This window comes from Chroococcidiopsis thermalis PCC 7203 (assembly GCF_000317125.1).
Classification (GTDB): domain Bacteria; phylum Cyanobacteriota; class Cyanobacteriia; order Cyanobacteriales; family Chroococcidiopsidaceae; genus Chroococcidiopsis; species Chroococcidiopsis thermalis.
In genome coordinates this window covers 5361121-5381185 of sequence record NC_019695.1, presented here as the reverse complement: position 1 = coordinate 5381185, position 20065 = coordinate 5361121, and the positions used below count along the sequence as shown (strand labels likewise).

Below are 20065 nucleotides of genomic sequence, written 5' to 3'. Positions count from 1 at the left end.
GTTAGTTGACTTCTAATCGCTAATTGCTAATCGCTAATTGCTAATCGCTAATCGCTTTCAATAAAAAAGGAACCGAGAACTCATGGCACGCGCAAAGTTTGAGAGAACTAAACCTCACGTCAACATTGGTACAATTGGTCACGTCGATCACGGCAAAACCACGTTAACGGCAGCTATCACCATGACCCTAGCAGCTTTGGGTCAGGCAAAAGCTAGAAAATACGACGATATTGATGCAGCTCCAGAAGAAAAAGCACGGGGGATCACCATCAATACCGCTCACGTAGAGTACGAAACTGAAAACCGCCACTACGCTCACGTAGACTGCCCAGGACATGCTGACTACGTGAAGAACATGATCACGGGTGCGGCGCAAATGGACGGCGCGATCCTGGTAGTATCTGCGGCAGACGGTCCTATGCCCCAGACTCGCGAACACATTCTGTTAGCCAAACAGGTGGGAGTTCCCAACATCGTCGTTTTCCTGAATAAGGTAGACATGGTAGACGATGAAGAATTGTTGGAACTCGTAGAACTGGAAGTGCGCGAACTTTTGAGTTCCTATGACTTCCCTGGCGATGATATTCCCATCGTCAAAGGCAGTGGGTTGCAAGCACTGGAAACAATGATTAAAGCTCCTACAACTGCGCGGGGTGACAATGAGTGGGTTGATAAAATCTACGAATTGATGGATGCCGTAGATAGCTACATTCCTACTCCAGAACGGGATGTTGATAAGCCTTTCTTGATGGCAGTAGAAGACGTATTTTCGATCTCCGGTCGCGGTACGGTTGCAACTGGTAGAATCGAGCGCGGTAAAGTCAAAGTTGGCGAAACCGTAGAATTAGTCGGGATCAGAGGCACTCGTAGCACCACCGTTACTGGTGTAGAAATGTTCCAGAAAACCTTGGATGAAGGTATGGCTGGAGACAACGTAGGCGTACTACTACGGGGTTTGAAGAAGGAAGATATCGAGCGGGGTATGGTAATTGCCAAGCCTGGTAGTATTACACCTCATACCCAATTTGAGTCTGAGGTATACGTGCTGACAGATAAAGAAGGTGGTCGTAAGACACCTTTCTTCGCTGGCTATCGTCCCCAGTTCTACGTACGGACAACTGACGTAACTGGCACAATTACCGCATTTACTGCTGACGATGGTAGTGCTGCTGAGATGGTGATGCCTGGCGATCGCGTCAAAATGACCGTAGAATTGATCAACGCGATCGCGATCGAACAAGGAATGCGCTTTGCAATTCGCGAAGGCGGTCGTACTATTGGTGCTGGTGTTGTTTCTAAAATTGTGAAGTAGAACGACCAGCTATTAACTTAGAGCAGAAAAGCTAAGCCTAATGGGGTATAATGCTTTTCTGCTTTAATTTGTTGTTTGTCACTAATCATTTGTCATTGGTGGTAAATACAAATGACGAATGACCAATGACCAATGACAGCCCAAACGAGTTTCTTATAACTCCAACGAGATTACTGAATAAACCGAACCAAGAAAACTAAAAATGGCTACCCTTCAGCAGCAAAAAATTCGCATCCGCTTACAAGCTTTTGACCGCCGCTTACTCGATACCTCTTGCGAGAAGATTGTTGATACGGCAAACCGGACAAACGCTACAGCTATCGGTCCAATTCCCTTACCTACAAAGCGCCGCATTTATTGCGTGCTGCGATCGCCCCACGTTGATAAAGATTCTAGAGAGCATTTTGAAACTCGCACTCATCGCCGAATTATTGACATTTACCAACCTTCTTCTAAAACAATTGACGCTTTAATGAAACTCGACTTACCTGCGGGTGTAGATATTGAAGTCAAGCTGTAACGCTATTTTTTGAGTTGTAAAATGCTCGTTGAGTTACTGACGGTTGACGGTCGCTCGTCAACTGTCAGCCGTCAACTGTTAACTAATTGTAAACAAATCCGTTAAAGTAAAAACAGGATGCGCAGTTACCGTTTTTACGAATAGACAATGACATCTTCTTCTCAAATAGCGGTGCGAGAACTCCCACTGTTTCCATTGCCAGAGGTAGTGCTTTTTCCCAATCGCCCCCTACCTCTACACATTTTTGAGTTCCGCTACCGAATTATGATGAATACAATTCTAGAAAGCGATCGCCGCTTTGGGGTACTATTGTGGGATCCCGTGCAAGGTCAACCTGCTAGAGTTGGATGCTGCGCTGAAATTATTCAGTATCAGCGTTTACCGGACGACCGGATGAGAGTAGCTACTCTCGGACAGCAGCGGTTTCGGGTCTTGGAATACGTGCGAGAAAAACCTTACAAAGTTGGTTTAGTGGAATGGATTGAAGACAATCCACCACAAAAAGACCTTAGACCTTTGGCACGAGAAGTAGAGCAACTGCTGCGAGATGTGGTTAGGCTATCTGCTAAATTGACAGAACAGGAGATAGATTTACCAGAAAATATTCCCGATTTACCTACAGAATTATCCTACTGGGTAGCCAGCAATCTTTACGGTGTCGCAGCAGAACAGCAAACACTGTTAGAAATGCAAGATACGGCGGCGCGGCTAGAGCGGGAAGCAGATATTCTTAAGTCTACGCGCAATCATTTAGCAGCAAGAACGGTGTTGAAAGATACTTTTGAAGCTTGATAATAATCTCTCAGCCTCTTTTAACAAGGTGGAGATGAAGATCCCCCCAACCCCCCTTAACAAGGGGTGATATTTGAAACGATCCCCCCAACCCCCCTTAACAAGGGGGGCTTTCTTTAGTGCCATTCTTGGGTTGCTTTTGTTTCAGCTTGGATTAAATTCGCTTTTAATTTGTCCCAGTCAAGTTGACTAGAATTGGACGCATTTTGGCTCAAACGTCCTGCTTGCAGGAATAACACTTGCGTACAAAATTGTTTAGCTAATTCGAGTTGATGATTGACCATTAATATTGTTGTTTGACCGCTATCTGCTAGTTGGATTAATACTTCGATTAAATGAGATGCTTTACCTGCATCCAAAGCAGAAGTTGGTTCGTCGAGTAAAAGAATTTTCGGTTGGGTAGCTAAAGCACGGGCGATCGCAACGAGTTGTTTTTGTCCGACTGAAAGTTGTAGTTCCGTCTTTTCTAACCAGTCTTCAGGGATATTTAGCCGTTCCATCCAATAGGCAATTTGCTGCTGAATTTGCGATCGCGGCATTTTGCGTAAAACTAGAGGGTATTGCAAAGCCTCTCTGACCGTCATTCCCAATAGTTTTGATTCTTGCATTACTAGCGTCACTTGTTGGCGCAACTGAATTGCGGGAATTTGATGATATTCTTTCTCTTCTAAATAAATCGATCCGGCTGTAGGTTCGCTGAGGCGATTGACAATCCGCAACAAAGATGTTTTTCCCGCTCCAGAAGCACCGATAATTGCAATGCGATCGCCTGGAAATGCCTCAAAGGAAATATCCTGCAATAAGTACTGAGAACCTATTGTTGCAGCTAGGCTGACTCCTTCTAGTCTTAATTGTGCTACCTCACTCCTCACTCCTCGCCCCCAGAGTTGAATTAGTTTAATGCGATCGCAGTGGTAACTGTCCAGGCATCAACTAATAATAACAGCAGAGTAAATACCAACAAAATTAAGTACATCCAAGGTTGGGATAAGGGAATGACATTTGTGGTGTCAATTCCAGTTTTTGCTTGTACTTCCCGCACCAATTTGGCAAATCCAGCCACCCGCATCGGGAGTAAATAAGCTTTCCCTTCCTGGCTAAGGAAATAGTATACGAGTCCGCCTTGTCCGGTAGTACGGGGTTTTAACTCTTTGACTTCCGACCAAGGTAAAGACCAACCGTGCCGAAACCACTTAGGAACCCATAGGGGATATGTCACCTGAATTCCTTGGTCATCTAGTATGACTCGTTCGCTGAGTGCGGCGTATAGGGCAATGAAACCGATGCTAATTCCTATCCAAAGCCAAATTGGAGGAACTGGTGCGGCTGTCACTTTTGCTAAAAATGGCAATGGTATGGTGAGGGCTATGTATAGACTCAGCAGTGTAATCCGAATTAAAGGTGAGAGACGGAAAAGAGAAGTTGAGTTATTGACTAATGCGGTCACGATTCTACTACAATTAGTTTTTGCTCTTACTTATTATGAGTGAATTTTAAGATGTCGTGCGATCGCACGGGTATCAATCGATTAGTAATAAACTGAGCGAATATGAAAACGGTTCTCTCAGTCAAGGTAGAATTATCGAGTTTTGAATTAGGGTTTAAATTTAAACTAACAGCGCTGCAAACGAGTTAAAAACAACACGATGCGATCGATTGTCTGTCGCAAAACTGATGTAGGCTGGTCAGATTGATTGACAATAATACTAAAAACTAAAGGTTCGTAATTGGGAGAATTGATATATCCAGACAAAGCAACAACACCACTCATCGTCCCTGTTTTTGCTAAGACAATTCCTTGCGCAGTTGTACCCTGAAAGCGACTTTTCAGAGTGCCGCTCACGCCAGCTATCGGTAAAGAGGTACGATATACAGTAGCAAGGGGTGAATTTGCCATCACTCTGAGAGTTTGGGCGATCGCAACTGGACTAGCTAAATTTTGCCGCGATAACCCCGAGCCATCTGCCAGCACGTAACCAGTAGGATCGACACCCAAGGTAGTCAAAGTCTCTTTGACATTCTGCAAGCCAATTTCAGCCGTCGATCGTGTCGTAGGCGTTAGCTGTACCCTCACTCCCAGTATTCTCAATAAAGCTTCAGCATAGAGATTGTTACTCTGTTGATTTGTCTCCACTAATAACTCTGATAGCGGTGGCGAGACGACAAATGCTATCTCCCGCAGTCCGAGGGTAGACTGCCGCTCTTGTTGTTGCACTAGCTCGTTCCCAGGTGATAACGTAATTCCTGCTTGGGCAAGACTGCGCTGAAAGTGACGTAAAAAATGCGCTTTTGGATCGACCACCGCTAAATTTATTGATTCAGATGGTGCATCAATTCCCATCTGTCCGGTGACTTTGAGTATTGCTGCACCTGAGTCGCGGCTGACGTTAAGGGAAGATTTAGACGCGGGAACGGCGATCGCTTCATTTTCGATCTGCCATTGCATACCCTCTCTCAAGTCAGACCAATTGAGGCGTAGGGGTTGACCGACTTGTTGTGGTATCGCAGTTAACTTGACAGTATTTTGATTCAAAATCAAACTATTGACAGGTGCGCCATAGTCTGCTTGTATATCTTCCCATTGCCAGCTGGGGTTAACGATCGCACCTTGAAAATAATCATCTTCTGCCACTAACTGGCTGATGCGATGAAATTGCTGCTGTTTTACCTGTTTTGCTAATGCTTGCAACTGGATGTCGGTTAAGCTAGGGTCGCCGCGACCGATAACTCGTAAACCACCTGCGATCGTGGGATAAACAGAAGTGCGAATTTGAAATTGCGAACCCAGTCTTTGCAAAGCGGCAGCGGTTGTGAATAATTTGACGTTAGATGCTGGAATGAAATAGTTTTGAGCGTCCCGGCTGTATAGCAGATCGCCGCGATTCACGGTTTGGACTAGAATTCCCCAACGGGCGCGATTGAGTTGGGGGCGATCGATCGCCGTGGCGATCGCTGTTTCTAATTGAGCTGGACAAATGGCATTTGTTGCGTTACGTAAAGGCTGCTGGACAATTTTGAAGGATGCATTTAAAGATGCATGTGGTAAAGATGCGTGTGGAATCTTATTGGCTATGGCTGGCAACATCAAGTAGATCTGAGCGTTGGCAATTGTTAGCAGTAGGCTAACTGGTTTGACAATATCTCTAAGAGCAGATTTCATCATGTTTTTGCTGATACATATTGTACGATTTACTTAATCTCCGACCCGTATAATTACTGCCGACTGCGTGTAGACGATGAAATGCGTACAGACGATTAAAACTATATGACTAAAGTACAAATCGCTAAACAATCGCCTGACAAAAAGACTCTTAGCATACCAAATTTGGCTCAAAGCAGCGATCGCGAGAGTAAAACGTACTTTTTATTGGCGATCGCCCTGGTTATTGGAATTTGTAGCGCCATTATTGGCGGATTATTATTTGCCCAATATTTAAAATTATTCTCCACCACTCAAATTGACAAAGGCAGCCATCGCGATCTATTCTCCGTGCCACCTGCAACAAAAGTTCCAGCAGCCAATTTAGTCCAAACCGCTTTTGGCAATCAAGTCCAAGTCACGATTATTGCCGTCAAAAGAATCCCTGGCAAGCCAGATGAAGTTAATGTGGAAATGCAGATTGAAAAACTTACAGATACGCCACTTATAGAAGGTACGATTAGCGTTGGTTCGACTATGGCAAGCAATTCCGAAACCAGCGAATTCTATCGAGCCACTGATTTCATGCGGCGATCTTCAGGTAGAATTTCACTCAGTAAACTGCGTCAGGATAAACCCATAGATGCTTATGTCGTCCTCGACGTACCGCAGGGAGTCACGACAATCGATCTGTTTGTCGATCAAACTACGCCGTTTAAAAATGTGCCGATCGCGACTGCAAATCAATTTACTAGAGTAGTTTCTCGCCCTGCAACTCCAAATACAACAGCAATGCAGGCGACTGGTAGCTTGATAATGCAACCAAACGGCTTGATTCGTAAAGCTTTGGATAATAAAGCGCAAGTTCAAGTCATTTCAGCACAACGCTTGAATAATCCCGAATTGGCAACTCGCAATGTTGTGAATGTCAAAATGCGGATTTGGCGGCTGGGTACAAAACAGCCAAATTTTCAGGACGTAATTACCGTCAGCGCCACTACAGCCCGTAACCCCGAAACTAGCGAGACTTACAGAGCCTTTGACTTTCTAAATCGAGCCACTAATCCAGTATTCCTATTTTATCTGCGTCCGCAAACTTACTCGGATGCTTATGTTTGGCTACAAGTACCAGAGGGGGTTAATACTCTCGATCTTTTTATCCCAGAGACGGGAACGTTTAGAAATGTGCCGATTAGTCAGAATTAACGGGAGTCAGTAGGGGGGCACTGCTGTGCGCCCGTACTAGGGAGTTGTGAGGCATAAACCAGGTTTTTACTATATCTATTAGCTGCGATCGCAGTACCAACAACTCTACTTGTGGGACATAATAGGCGATCGCATTTTAATTCAGCACTAGCACAAAGATTGACAACGATAGACTATGAGTAATTTTTTATCTGGTATAGCTGTTATACTCTCAATTTTGGCATTGGGTTTTAGTGGCTTCACTGCCTATCAAGTGTTTACGCTGCAAGAAAAAATCGCTGCTATTAGCAGTAACGCTAGCACTGGCACATCAGGAACTTCTCAACCAGAGACAACAACGCCAGTGTCGTCTGCTGCATCTGACACTACAGCAACTGCACCCGCCGCTACAAGTGGGATTCAACCGGGACAATTCGTCCAATCTGCTATTGGCAATAAAGCGAAATTAGAGTTATTAGCTGTCAAGCGAATCACAGATCCAGAGGCAAAAACTCGCGATGTAGTCAACGTACAAATGCGAATCCGTCGCCTTACTTCTGAAGTCAGCCCTAGCGACGCAATTAATGTAGCAGGCACGAAAGCCCGTAATCCCGATACTAGTGAAACTTACGAACCAGTAGACTATAAGCGATCGTCGGGCAGCGTTAATTTGTACTTTGTGCGGAAAAATGCCTCATCAGACGCTTACGTGTGGTTGAGAATACCGGAAGGTGTGACGGCGATCGATCTGTTTATTCCAGATACAGGTGCATTTAAAAACGTGCCAATTTCAAGCTGAAACTACTTTTTGATAATGGGCAATTGCAACTACCAACTACCCATTACCCATTCCCCTTACCAACTTAAATCTTCGTGCCACACTCAGGACAGAAGTTATTGCGCGAGAGATTTTGTGCGCCGCAATTGCTGCAATGGACGACCTCTACAGCTTTTTCAGCTTTAGGTTGTTTTGGTAAACCTACCATTTGAGCGTTGCTCTTACCAGGAGGAACCATTGGGTAGCAGTTCTCTTCGCGATTGACATGCACGTCCATCAAGACGGGACCATCGTGAGCTAGCATTTGGGCGATCGCCGTAGCTAATTCTTCTCGCGTAGAAACTACCATTCCTTTAATGCCGTAAGCTTTAGCCAGCAGCTCGAAATCTGGCATTGATGGTTCCATATTCGAGGAAGAATAACGCTCTCCGTAGAATGCTTGTTGCCACTGACGTACCATTCCCTGCCAACCGTTATTGATAATTACGGTCTTGACATTAATGCCAAATTGTGCCAAAGTTCCCAGCTCTTGTAAATTCATTTGGAAACTGGCATCGCCACTAATGCAGATCACCTCTTCATCGGGCAATGCCACCTTCGCACCCATAGCCGCAGGCATTCCAAAGCCCATCGTCCCCAACCCAGCACTGGAGATCCAGCGACGGGGACCATTTTTCAAAAATTGCGCCGACCACATTTGATGCTGTCCGACATCGGTAGTGTAGTAAGCATTCGGTGCTTGCTGGCTCAGTTCTACAATCACCTCTTGGGGTGAGAGGCGATCGGCGTGACGCGGCACGATTAGAGGATAATCTTCTTTCCAACTCTCGATTCGCTTGAGCCATGCTTGAGTTTGGTTAGGATTTTGACATCCCCCTGTTTCCTGACATCGCCGCAGCAACTCGACTAAAACTGTCCGCACGTCGCCGACAATTGGCACTTCTGGGGCGCGGTTTTTGCCAACTTCCGCCGGATCGATATCGATGTGGATGACTTTAGCGCGGGAAGCAAACTCATCTAATTTACCAGTCACGCGATCGTCAAATCTTGCCCCAACAGCAATTAATAAATCGCACTCACTCACGGCAAAATTGGCGTATGCCGTACCGTGCATTCCCAACATTCCCACAGCCAAGGAATTGTGTTCGTCAAAAATCCCTTTGCCCATCAAAGTTGTGGTGACGGGAATTTGGAACATTTCTGCCAGTTGTCGAATTTCTGCATGTGCGCCAGAGGCGATCGCGCCTCCTCCCACATATAGTAATGGGCGCTGGCTCTCCCGGATCAACTGCACTGCTTGCACGATTTGGCGGGGATTTCCCTTGACAGTAGGGCGATACCCAGTCAACCTCACCGTTCCTGGTTCTACAGGTACGTAGTCAAATTCTTCTAGCCCCACATCTTTCGGCACGTCAACCAAAACTGGTCCTGGTCTACCCGTACTAGCTATGTAGAAAGCTTCCGCCACAATCCTCGCCATATCAGCGGGATCGCGCACCACGTAGGAATGTTTGACGATTGGCAGGGTAATGCCATAAATATCAGTTTCCTGAAACCCATCCGTGCCAATTGCGGCGCGGGAGACTTGTCCCGTTATAATCACCATCGGAATCGAGTCCATATGGGCTGTAGCAATTCCTGTCACTAGGTTAGTTGCCCCAGGTCCAGAAGTGCCAAAACACACGCCTACTTTACCAGTAGCACGGGCATAGCCATCAGCTGCATGAGCTGCGCCTTGTTCGTGTCTGACCAAAATATGTTGAATCCCACCAGCAGCCTCCGCCCGATATAGCTCATCGTAAATTGGTAAAATTGCTCCGCCAGGATAGCCAAAAATATGTTCGACTCCGTGACGCTTGAGACTGTCAATTAGAGCATAAGCCCCAGTCGCCCGTTTGGGCGTAACTAGAGGCGTAGTAGAAATTGCCGATGAATTCAGATGACCGTTTTTGATGGAAACACTGTGGGTACGAGATGCTCGCACGGGAAACCTCACGCAGTACTTAGTTAACTAGGGGGATACCTGTATTTATATTTTGTATTTTAAATTGCCGATTAATTATTAAATTTACTCTAATGTCTAATATTGAGGATCTCATGACATAGATAAAAAGCGCTGAATCATAGGATAAGTTTTATCTATGCGGGAGTCGAGAGCCGGGGGAAAAGAGCTGGGGGAGCGAGGGGAGAGTCGCCTACTGGGGGAAAAATCACTAGTCACTTGTAACAAAGCATTAGCTATTGCTTCTACGCTATCGAAACTTTAATAATTCTTCAATAGTTAAATCAATATCGCTGGCAATCTGCCTTAGTAGCCTGGGTGATATATCGCGTCCTTGGTGAAACGGAACTGTTGTTCCTCGACCATCGTTAGTATCTAAATTGCTTATGCGATCCTTATCTAGCGGATTTCAACAAATCCAAGGTTTTCCAGTGTCCGAATGACCTCTTGTGGTTTTAAAACGGGAACGTTGCTCATAAATCTACCGAACTGCAATTTGTTGAATTCCAACAAACTCGGTTTGGAAAATAGGTTTTTCATCTTCCAGAAGCATTTCAATGACCTCACGTAGATTCTCTTGTAACTCATCGAGAGTTTCGCCTTGGGAATGCGCTCCAGGAAAACCAGGAACATATCCTACATAAAGTTGAGTATCCCTATCTCTCTCGACGATCGCAGTAAAGGTTGTCATAACCTATGTTCCCTATCTAAGCAGTAAAAGTTGTCATCTATCTATGCTCTCTACACCCCAATTAAATCGCATCTTTCAAAACTCTACGAGTATTTTGCCACGCCCAGATCCCGATCGCGGTGACGGCGACACTCATCCCGATCAGAACGCTGCGTAAGCCAAAGGCAATGGTTAGCCTTTCGGTAATCAGCAAAGGTGCGGATAAAGCAATATTGATCGCGTGGTTTTGAAAGCCGAATACCTTCCCGTGCATTTCCGGTGGAGTTTGCTGTTGAATTAGGGTTTGCATCGGTACGCCGATAAAACCAGCCCCAACACCCAGCAACACAGACAATCCCAAGGCAAGGAATAGACTGTGGGTAAATGTAAATATGCCCAAGACAAACGCCATCATCAAAAATCCGTACAAAGGTAGAGGCTTGTGATGCAAGCGATCGCCCCAATGACCTAAAATTGCCGCACCGAATACCATACCTACCCCAGCCGCCGCCAGAAAAAAGCCGAATTGCTTTTCTTTCAAACCAAACTCTGCTGCTAGGCGAATTGCTAGCACGGTTAAAGCAGCAAATACGCAATACAAAGTTGTCATTTGCAACATGGCATTCAACACGAGCCGATTTCGCCGCAAATAGCTCAAACTCTCTTTAAACTCAGTCCAAGCATTTTTTTTCTGTCGTTCTTCTCTGGGGGACTGGCGTTCTTGAAAGCTTATCGGCTGCATGATCCCCGCCGATAGTAGATATAATCCACCCACGACTAATTCTTGTCCTGAATTACCCAAAGAAGATTTCGCCCAGCTTAACAGCGGTTCCCCCACAGCAAAACCAACAATTAACGCGCCCATCATCGTGCTGCTGAAAAGAGCATTAGCAGACATGAGTTGTTCTCGCTTAACTAGCAAGGGGATCGCTGTTTGTTCGGCGGGGGCAAAAAATTGCGTCACTGTAGAAATCGCAAAAGTCAGCAATAGCAAAATCAGAAATTGCCGTGGTAGAAGCGGGATCATCAGCGTCAATAGCCCTCGTACCACATCAGAACCAACCATGATCGGCTTTTTTGGCACGCGATCGACCAAGATACCCCCAGCAGAACCAAACAGAATCGCTGGTAGGGTAAACGCCATAAATAGGTCAGAACGCCTGGTATCCTCTATACCTGCGGCAAGGGGATAGTTTTCCAACAGGGCGATCGTCAGGACGAGAAAAACTTTATCTGCTAGCTGGGACAGTAGTTGCCCGATCCACAGCAGCATAAAATTTCGGTTGTGCAACAGGGCGCGAAACCCATTTGTGTTAGCAGGCGGTTCGGTGGGAAACATTTAGATTAGGGAGCAGGGAGCGATCGAGCAGGGAGCAGGGAATTGTAGGGGGCGGGTTTACCCAAAGTCTGTAGTTAGTATCAGAGTTCGTTTGGAAAACCAGCCCGTACGGGAGTCGGGTAATAGGGAGACAAGGGATCGATTCTGGTTCCACCAGCCACTAGCCACTAGCCACTCCCTCGTTCTCATGTCGTTTTAAAAGCATAGACAAAAATTCAGCTGCCGTCAGGTAAGTGCGGTGTTGTGCGTGACTCTCATCTGAGTGTACCCACCAACCTGTAATTGTTGGCAGCGATCGCCATAGTACCAAATGCTCTACTGGCGGATCGGCATAAAAGCTATCGTTGCTCTCACCTAAGAGGGCAGAACTCCAGTGGGTAAAGTAATCGTGGCTGAGGCGATAGCAGGGAAAGTTAGTAAATAAAGGCACTCCCCATCCGTCTACCGCGATCGCAGCGCGTACTTTGCCTCCCATGAGCTGCCATCCCCAGGCTGCACCAAGTGCGCCTACGACTCCGGCGCTAAAACCGAGGAAAATCAACGGCGGCGCTGTTTTTGAACTGCCGAGGCGATCGTGAAGAAACTGTAAAATGCCTACAGCAGATAGGGATAAATACGGATATGGCGGAGAATAAACCAGTAAATTTCCCGTTTCTTTTAGCTGCGATAGAGAGGTAAAACTTGACTCGAAGGCTGTGATTAACGCTTGAGTCAGATGCAAATCGTGGATTCCCGCACAAATAACGACTTTCATGACTTGAATTTAGAAAGTTTTAAGAAGTCTTTCAGTGTTCTTACTGTAGTTACTCCTGGCTTCTCGAAACGAAACTTTGAAGAATACAAACCTTGTTTTTAAGTATCTAGAGTTTAGATGATTACCGCCGCCCACCAACGGCTGAATGCCTCAGCAGAAAAGTTATCAAAAACAAAATCTTTTATTGGAAATTCAACGCTGCTAGAAGATGAAGCCGCCAGACTAGCAGCTCTCTATCGGTGTCAAATTCTCGATACACCGCCAGAACCAGAATTTGATGAAATTGTGCAATTGGCAGCGTTAATTTGTGGTGTTCCCATTGCTAGCATTAGTTTTATCGATCTCGATCGCCAGTGGTTTAAGGCGTGTTTTGGTTGGCAGATCGAGTCCCTCTCGCGCGATCTGGCGTTGTGCGGACGAGCGCTACAACAAAAAGAAGTTTTCGTTGTCAGCGATGCTTCAACAGACTCTCAGTTTGCTACTCATCCCTTAGTTTGTTCTCAGCCCTACATTCGCTTTCATGCTAGCGTTCCCCTGATTGTTGCGGAAGGATACGCAATTGGGAGTTTGTGCGCGATCGACCGCACGGCGCGAGAACTTGATGTGCAGCAGATAGAAGCATTGCAGTCTTTAGGTCGTCAAGTTGTGAAGTTGTTGGCACAGAGAAGCGATCGCCTTGCATCGACACCGACAGTCAATCGCCAACATTCAAGTAACAAGCGCTTTTTTACCCGCATGGCGCTTGGCTTGGGTTTAGCTTCAGCAACGTTAGTTGGAGTAGGAGCAGTTTCTCATCACACTCTGACGAGTCTAGGGCGCAATCACGACAAGCAAATCCAGCACTATCGCGTCCTCGAAGACTTGAAAGAGATCCATGCCTCCATGCAGAAGGCAACGATCGCCAAACATCGCTATATCGCTACTGGACAACCTAGCTATTTAGAACCGTACTACGACGCGGCAAGAGATATTCAAACCAAAGTCATCCATCTTCAGCAGGAAACTGGCAACAATCCTCACCAACAGCGCCGTTTGTCAACTCTGCAACCTTTAATCGAGCAAAAAATTACGGAAATCGAACAAGCAACTTTTTTAAGAAAAACCAAAGGAGCCACAGCTGCTTCCCAAACTACCCTGTTAGAGAAATCGAAGCAGATCGCAGATAAAATTGAAGCGATCGTCCAAGACATGGAAAGCACGGAGTACACTCTGTTACAGAAGCAGTCGCAAGCAGAATTTACGCGCACTCGTCAATCCATGTTTGCCTTTGCTGCTGCTATTTGCCTGAATATGTTGCTCTTAACTGGAGTCTACGGTTTTACAGATCGCGAAATCAGAGAGCGCCAGCAGATGACCGAAGCGATCGCCCAGGAACGAGATTTTTCGGAAGCAATCCTCAATACCTCTGGCGCTTTAATTTTGGTTCTCGACCCGCAAGGGAAAATTCTTCGCTGTAACCGCACCTGCGAAGAAATGACCGCTCGCACGGCAACAGAAGTTAAAGGAAAGTTTTTTTGGGAATTATTTTCGCTCCCTGGTGAAGCTGAATCGCCCAAAACTCACTGGGAAAATTTACTTACCAGTCAATCGGCAAGTCAATATGAAGGTTACTGTCTCAACCGCGATGGTCACACTCGCCGCATTGCTTGGACGAATACGATCCTGCGCGATCGCCAAGGGTTAGTAGAGTACGCGATCGCCTGTGGGATGGACGTTACGACTCATTCCACTGCTGAAGAAAGCCTGCGTCACAGCGAACAGCACTTACGTAATATTATCAATAGCTTATTCGCTTTCGTTGCCGTTCTCTCGGCTGATGGCACGCTGATCGAAGCCAATCAAGCTTTATTAGATGCAGCCGATCTTCAGCCCAAAGATGTTTTGGGTAAATCCCTGATTCACACTTACTGGTGGTCTTACTCTCCTACCGTACAAGCTGAGTTGCGATCGGCGATCGATCGCGTCAGTCAGGGTGAAAAAGTGCGTTATGAAGGCGAAGCAAAAGTAGGCGACGATCGCTTCATCACGATTGACTTTGCTTTCACACCGATGTACGATGCCAGCGGTAAAATTAGTTACATTATTGCCTCTGGTACTGATGTAACAGAACGCAAGCAAGCGGAAGCAGAAAGAGTGCAAGCTAACGAGCAACTGAGTAATTGGGTCAACGAACTCAAACAGCGCAACCACGAAATTACCTACCTCAGCTATACCGTTGATGTACTCCAAGCTTGTCTGACGCTGGAAGAAGCTTGCACCACCCTAGCTCAACTCGTGCAATCTCTATTCCCGCAAGCATCGGGGGGAATTTTTCTCAACCGCAACACGAAAAGTTTACTAGAACCAGTTGCTACCTGGGGAGTCCCCCTCTTAGCAAATCAGCAAGCTTTTAATCCCGATGATTGTTGGGCGCTCCGCTTGGGTAAACCTCATTGGGTTGATGATGCCGACGATGGTTTGCTCTGCAAACACGTACACCACAGCTTACCAGCTGAGTCCTTGTGCGTGCCTTTGATGGCGCATCGAGAAACCTTCGGCATATTGTACCTTGGTTCTCTAGAAAAGGGAGTCCTTTCCCCTGCCAAAAGGCAATTGGCGATTGGAGTCGCAGAACATATCGCTCCGACTTTAGCTAATTTAAAACTCCGCGAGACTTTGAAAAACCAGAGCATTCGCGACTCGCTGACTGGTTTATTCAATCGACGTTATATGGAAGAAGCTTTAGAGCGGGAAATGCTACGTTGCGATCGCAAGCAACAGCCACTTTCCATCATCATGCTCGATGTCGATTACTTCAAGCGGATCAACGACACTCTCGGACACGATGCTGGCGATGCCGTGTTACGGGAATTAGGACGCTGCTTGCAAAGTTACGTCCGAGGTTCGGATATTGCTTGTCGTTACGGTGGAGAGGAATTTCTGCTCATTCTTCCCGAAGCCTCCCTTGGAGTAACGCAATTACGTGCCGAACAAATTCGCGCCGCTGTCAAACAACTGCATGTCGAATCTTCCGGTCAACCTGTAGGAGCAATAACTCTATCTTTAGGAGTCGCTAGCTTTCCCAAACACGGATTAGAGGGAGAAGCCATTCTCAAAGCTGCCGATACCGCTCTCTATCGCGCTAAACAGGAAGGACGCGATCGGGCGATCGTTGCCTAATCCCGAGCAGAGACGTTGCACGCAATGTCTCTACTCGATTCTTAAAACATATGTATTTCTCCTATAGATAGACCAATCCCCCCATAGGGGATGCTAACCTAGTGTGAGTAAGAGTAGTACCAGCGATCGCGGGGTATGAGAATTTGTACTCTCCCTGCTACAAGCATCAAAGACTGGCAGAACATTTATTCAGGCGAGGCAAGGAAATTGGTAGCAACTCCAGAGAAACAACAACCTCAAGCGCCAGCTCCAAATTCTAACCAAGACAGAGTTGCCGTTTTACTAATGGGTTATGGTGAAGTTGAAAGCTATGCAGATTTCGCCAACTATAACGAACAAGCTTTAAATCTACTTACAGCTAAGTTTGCCCCCGTGCCAACGTGGATCTACCCGCCTTTAGCAAAGCTATTGGCAATGTTTGACTTGCACGAGTGGCAGCATCAACACAATCACTTTGTTTCGCCCCATAATGCTATTTTCGAGCAGCAACGGGCGGGGATCGAGCAAGAGCTACAAGCTAAATGGGGCGATCGCGTTCAAGTTTTTAAAGCCTTTAACTTTTGCGCTCCCTACCTTCCAGAGCAAGTTCTCACAGAAATCAAGGCACAAGGATTTGACAAACTACTGATTTATCCTCTACTGGTTGTCGATTCTATTTTTACTAGCGGTATTGCTGTCGAACAAGTCAATAATGCCTTAGCAAAGTTAGCTGATGGTGAAGAACACTGGCTGAAGGGACAACGCTATATTCCTTCTTTCTACAACGAACCTGCCTACATCAATTTGATGGCGCAGTTGGTAGAAGAAAAAATCGCCGCCGAGCTTGCGTCTGCTTACTTACCTTCCCAGATCGGCATCGTGTTAATGAATCATGGTTGTCCCCACAAAGCCAAGGGTTTCACGTCGGGGATTGCAGAAAGTGAAGCTCTATACGAACTAGTTAGAGAACAACTCATCCACCGCTATCCACTGATCTCTGTAGGCTGGCTCAACCACGATACTCCTCTCATTGAATGGACGCAGCCAAATGCATTTCAAGCAGCAAAAAATCTGATCGATTTGGGCGCAACGGCGATCGTCTTCATGCCAATTGGTTTTGCCACAGAAAATCATGAAACTCTACTAGACGTGGACCACATCATTCACAACTTGCGTCGCAAGCATTCCACAATTAGCTACGTGCAAATGCCTTGTGTTAATGCTCATTCTCGTTTTCTACAAATGGCAGCAGAATGGGCGAATCCTCAAATCGCAGCACTGTTATCAGAGCAGGCACTCTCAGTTAATCCTCAGTTAGCGGTTGTGTCCGCTCACCACCATCACCACGACCATCACGACGGACATCATCACCACGACGGACATCATCACCATCATTAATGTGTTAAGGGCGCATGGCTGTGCGCCCCTACTTTTAGGAAACACCACGCAATTTGCGCGTATTCTCAACTAAACTTTGGGCGAATTGGTCGAAGCGTTGCGACAATTTTTCATCCAATAGCTTGCCATCAGCTCCAAAAGCTTTCCACGCTTGTCCGATCGCAATTTGTTCCGGTATCACCCAAGCGTGAACCCATCTCATAATTAACCGCAGATCGTTGAGAGCATTGCTATTTGGTTGACCGCCTAACACGCTGATTAGTCCTGCAACTTTACTATCTAGCTGGTCGAAACTCATCAAATCTAAAGCATTTTTTAGTACGCCGCTAATGCTACCGTGGTACTCTGGTGTAGCCAAAATTAAGCCATCAGCCTGCTGGACGGTATTCTGCAACCTCTCTACATCTGGGTAGCCTGGATACTCGTCGCCCCCATGACAAAAGGGTAACTGCATCTGCCTTAAATCTAAAATCTCTACCTCTGCTCCTAGTGCTTCGACTCGCCTTGCTGCAATTTCTAATGCGAGTTGGCTGTAGGAATCTTTCCGCAAGCTGCCACCGATACCCACAATCTTAACCATATCTCAATCCTTGTTGACGATATTTTTTGACTATTGCGAAATCAAAACTAGGAAATTCGCTGTATTACTAGTTTGATGGCTTTGTCAATTTTCTCAATTATTGATACTCATAATCATTACGAGTATGCTTAAATTAAATATAGCGGCTTTTACCAGGGGATGTCAAATTTGAGGAAATAGTAGTAAGTCATCGGTCATTGGTCATCAGTCATTGGCAAGAGGTTACCGATCGCTGACAACTTTGTACAGACGTTATTTGTACAGACGTTACATGTAACGTCTCCACACTGATAACTGACAACCAATTCAGGAAGTTACACTAGAGATTGGAAGAATTGAGTTTATAGCTGGAGCTAAGGCAAAATCTCTTCAATCTGTTAAGTATGAAATAGAACGGTGGATCGTACCTACCGTCCTTTGCAAAACAGTTTATGGGTCAAGGCAGCGACAGAGGGCATTTTAATATGAGAGGTTCGCGCAAACAGTCATTAGATCGGCGATCGCCAGCAGGTAGTAAAGCTATGAATATGGCGAAGCGAAGTCTATGGCATTTGGCAGCAAGCGGAATGATATTGCAGTCAATGCTTGTAGGTACTCCGGTACTGGCGCAAAGAGAAAATTCCAATACGCTGAATTACGGCGAATTGTTACGCAGCATCGATCGCGGAGATGTTACCAGAATAGAGCTTGACCCAGCGCAGAATATTGCTAAAGTTCAGCTCAAGGGACAAAAGGCAGACGAACCACCTAAAGAAGTATTGTTATTACAACAAAATCCAGAATTAATTAATAGAGCTAGAGATAGACAAGTCCCATTGGAAGTCAATTCTTCTGCTGATAGTAGGGCTGCAGTGGGTCTGCTAGCAAATTTACTCTGGATCGTGCCTCTGATGGCGTTGATGTTGCTACTGTTACGTCGTTCAGCTAATTCTTCTAACCAAGCCCTAAGTTTTGGCAAGTCTCGCGCTAGATTCCAGATGGAAGCTAAAACGGGCGTGAAATTTGACGATGTTGCAGGGATTGACGAAGCCAAAGAAGAGTTGCAAGAAGTCGTCACCTTCCTCAAACAGCCGGAGAAATTTACCGCAGTCGGGGCAAAAATTCCTAAAGGAGTTTTGTTAATTGGACCTCCAGGAACGGGGAAAACATTACTAGCAAAAGCGATCGCTGGGGAAGCAGCAGTCCCATTTTTCAGCATCTCCGGTAGCGAATTCGTCGAAATGTTTGTCGGTGTGGGCGCGTCGCGGGTGCGAGATTTATTTAAAAAAGCGAAAGAAAATGCCCCCTGCTTAATATTTATCGATGAAATTGACGCGGTAGGCAGACAAAGAGGTGCGGGAATTGGTGGTGGAAATGACGAGAGAGAGCAAACTCTTAACCAATTGCTGACAGAAATGGATGGGTTTGAAGGCAATACGGGAATTATCATCATTGCTGCGACGAACCGTCCTGACGTACTCGATGCAGCATTATTACGTCCCGGTCGCTTCGATCGCCAAGTTACGGTGGATCTGCCAGCATATAAAGGACGACTGGGAATTTTACAAGTCCACGCTCGTAATAAGAAAGTCGATGATTCCGTCTCTTTAGAAGCGATCGCCCAACGTACGCCAGGTTTTTCTGGTGCAGATTTAGCGAATCTACTCAACGAAGCGGCAATTCTGACGGCAAGGCGGCGCAAAGAGGCGATTACACCATTAGAAATTATGGATGCGATCGACCGAATTACGATTGGGTTGTCGCTGACACCATTATTAGATAGTAAGAAAAAGCGGTTGTTGGCTTATCATGAAATCGGACACGCCTTATTAATTACGCTGCTGAAAAATTCCGATCCTTTAAATAAGGTGACAATTATTCCCCGTTCGGGTGGAATTGGTGGCTTTGCTCAAAGCGTACCCGATGAAGAAAACGTAGACAGTAGCTACTTGCGCAGTCGCGCTTGGATTTTAGACCGGATTGCGATCGCTTTGGGAGGATTATCTGCTGAAGCCGAGGTATTTGGGGATTCAGAAGTGACTACAGGCGCTTCTGGAGACTTGAAAATGGTCGCTAACCTAGCGCGAGAAATGGTGACATTATACGGAATGTCAAATTTGGGTCCAGTCGCTTTAGAAAGCCCCGATAACGAAGTATTTTTAGGGGGAGGGTGGATGGAGCGATCGGAATATTCTGAAGAAATGGCAAGAAAAATCGACAATCAAGTTAGGGCGATCGCGACTGAAGCATTTACAAAAGCGCGGACGATTATTCGCGAAAATCGCGATTTAGTCGATCGCTTAGTGGATTTGTTAGTCGATAACGAGACAATCGAAGGCGAACAATTCCGGCAAATTGTCACCGAATACATGCAAGAGAAAGAGCAAAAATTATCCGTTGTTTAATGTTTACTTGTTAGTAGGGTGGGCAATGCCCACCCTACTTTTTTATGACTGAATAAAGATGCTTTATTTAAAAA

16 protein-coding genes and 1 pseudogene are annotated in these 20065 nt (G+C 46.0%); 8 read left to right on the top strand and 9 right to left on the bottom strand.

The window, feature by feature from the left end; genetic code table 11:
* Window positions 1-82 precede the first annotated feature (82 nt).
* The 3 genes from tuf to CHRO_RS23405 all read left to right on the top strand — a co-directional run bounded on the left by tuf (window position 83) and on the right by CHRO_RS23405 (window position 2624).
* Window positions 83-1312: an elongation factor Tu gene (gene tuf, locus CHRO_RS23415; RefSeq protein WP_015156707.1), complete on the top strand. Its 1230-nt coding sequence runs from the start codon at window positions 83-85 to the stop codon at window positions 1310-1312.
* 202 nt (window positions 1313-1514) lie between these two features.
* Window positions 1515-1832: a 30S ribosomal protein S10 gene (gene rpsJ, locus CHRO_RS23410; protein ID WP_015156706.1), complete on the top strand. Its 318-nt coding sequence runs from the start codon at window positions 1515-1517 to the stop codon at window positions 1830-1832.
* Between the two features lie 147 nt (window positions 1833-1979).
* A complete protein-coding gene (locus CHRO_RS23405) occupies window positions 1980-2624 on the top strand; it encodes an LON peptidase substrate-binding domain-containing protein (protein ID WP_015156705.1) in 645 nt (214 codons plus the stop codon).
* 116 nt (window positions 2625-2740) lie between these two features.
* Here CHRO_RS23405 and CHRO_RS23400 read toward each other — a convergent pair whose 3' ends face one another.
* From CHRO_RS23400 to dacB, 3 genes are all read right to left on the bottom strand, one after another.
* Window positions 2741-3496 carry an ABC transporter ATP-binding protein gene (locus tag CHRO_RS23400; RefSeq protein WP_015156704.1) on the bottom strand — a complete coding sequence of 252 codons (756 nt, stop codon included), beginning with the start codon at window positions 3494-3496 and terminating at the stop codon, window positions 2741-2743.
* A 20-nt stretch (window positions 3497-3516) separates the two neighbouring features.
* The gene (locus CHRO_RS23395) at window positions 3517-4071 is read right to left on the bottom strand and encodes a hypothetical protein (RefSeq protein WP_015156703.1); all 555 of its coding nucleotides are present in this window, start codon (window positions 4069-4071) and stop codon (window positions 3517-3519) included.
* Between the two features lie 165 nt (window positions 4072-4236).
* The gene (dacB, locus tag CHRO_RS23390; protein ID WP_015156702.1) at window positions 4237-5787 is read right to left on the bottom strand and encodes a D-alanyl-D-alanine carboxypeptidase/D-alanyl-D-alanine endopeptidase; all 1551 of its coding nucleotides are present in this window, start codon (window positions 5785-5787) and stop codon (window positions 4237-4239) included.
* 102 nt (window positions 5788-5889) lie between these two features.
* Here dacB and CHRO_RS31340 point away from each other — a divergent pair, with 102 nt between their 5' ends.
* Both CHRO_RS31340 and CHRO_RS23380 read left to right on the top strand, forming a co-directional pair.
* Window positions 5890-6969 carry a hypothetical protein gene (locus CHRO_RS31340; RefSeq protein WP_015156701.1) on the top strand — a complete coding sequence of 360 codons (1080 nt, stop codon included), beginning with the start codon at window positions 5890-5892 and terminating at the stop codon, window positions 6967-6969.
* Window positions 6970-7144: 175 nt separating this feature from the next.
* Window positions 7145-7747 carry a hypothetical protein gene (locus CHRO_RS23380; protein WP_015156700.1) on the top strand — a complete coding sequence of 201 codons (603 nt, stop codon included), beginning with the start codon at window positions 7145-7147 and terminating at the stop codon, window positions 7745-7747.
* Between the two features lie 64 nt (window positions 7748-7811).
* Here the strand turns inward: CHRO_RS23380 and ilvB are convergent, their stop codons facing one another.
* From ilvB to CHRO_RS23360, 5 genes and pseudogenes are all read right to left on the bottom strand, one after another.
* Window positions 7812-9650: a biosynthetic-type acetolactate synthase large subunit gene (gene ilvB, locus CHRO_RS23375; RefSeq protein ID WP_041463457.1), complete on the bottom strand. Its 1839-nt coding sequence runs from the start codon at window positions 9648-9650 to the stop codon at window positions 7812-7814.
* Between the two features lie 328 nt (window positions 9651-9978).
* A pseudogene (locus tag CHRO_RS34940) lies at window positions 9979-10205 on the bottom strand (type II toxin-antitoxin system HicA family toxin).
* 4 nt (window positions 10206-10209) lie between these two features.
* Window positions 10210-10419 (bottom strand): type II toxin-antitoxin system HicB family antitoxin, encoded by a 210-nt coding sequence (locus tag CHRO_RS23370; protein WP_015156698.1) that lies wholly within the window; start codon window positions 10417-10419, stop codon window positions 10210-10212.
* A 61-nt stretch (window positions 10420-10480) separates the two neighbouring features.
* Window positions 10481-11737 carry an MFS transporter gene (locus tag CHRO_RS23365; protein ID WP_015156697.1) on the bottom strand — a complete coding sequence of 419 codons (1257 nt, stop codon included), beginning with the start codon at window positions 11735-11737 and terminating at the stop codon, window positions 10481-10483.
* Window positions 11738-11897: 160 nt separating this feature from the next.
* Window positions 11898-12491: a hypothetical protein gene (locus CHRO_RS23360; protein ID WP_015156696.1), complete on the bottom strand. Its 594-nt coding sequence runs from the start codon at window positions 12489-12491 to the stop codon at window positions 11898-11900.
* A 117-nt stretch (window positions 12492-12608) separates the two neighbouring features.
* On the opposite strand from CHRO_RS23360, the gene CHRO_RS30000 reads away from it, so the two are divergent.
* Together CHRO_RS30000 and CHRO_RS23350 are read left to right on the top strand one after the other, a co-directional pair.
* Window positions 12609-15650 carry a diguanylate cyclase gene (locus tag CHRO_RS30000; RefSeq protein WP_015156695.1) on the top strand — a complete coding sequence of 1014 codons (3042 nt, stop codon included), beginning with the start codon at window positions 12609-12611 and terminating at the stop codon, window positions 15648-15650.
* 207 nt (window positions 15651-15857) lie between these two features.
* Window positions 15858-17027, top strand: a complete 1170-nt coding sequence (locus CHRO_RS23350; protein WP_041463455.1) for a ferrochelatase — start codon at window positions 15858-15860, stop codon at window positions 17025-17027.
* A gap of 34 nt (window positions 17028-17061) precedes the next feature.
* Here the strand turns inward: CHRO_RS23350 and CHRO_RS23345 are convergent, their stop codons facing one another.
* Window positions 17062-17607: an NADPH-dependent FMN reductase gene (locus tag CHRO_RS23345; protein WP_015156693.1), complete on the bottom strand. Its 546-nt coding sequence runs from the start codon at window positions 17605-17607 to the stop codon at window positions 17062-17064.
* Between the two features lie 464 nt (window positions 17608-18071).
* On the opposite strand from CHRO_RS23345, the gene ftsH reads away from it, so the two are divergent.
* A complete protein-coding gene (gene ftsH, locus CHRO_RS23340; RefSeq protein WP_015156692.1) occupies window positions 18072-19991 on the top strand; it encodes an ATP-dependent zinc metalloprotease FtsH in 1920 nt (639 codons plus the stop codon).
* Window positions 19992-20065: the final 74 nt, after the last annotated feature.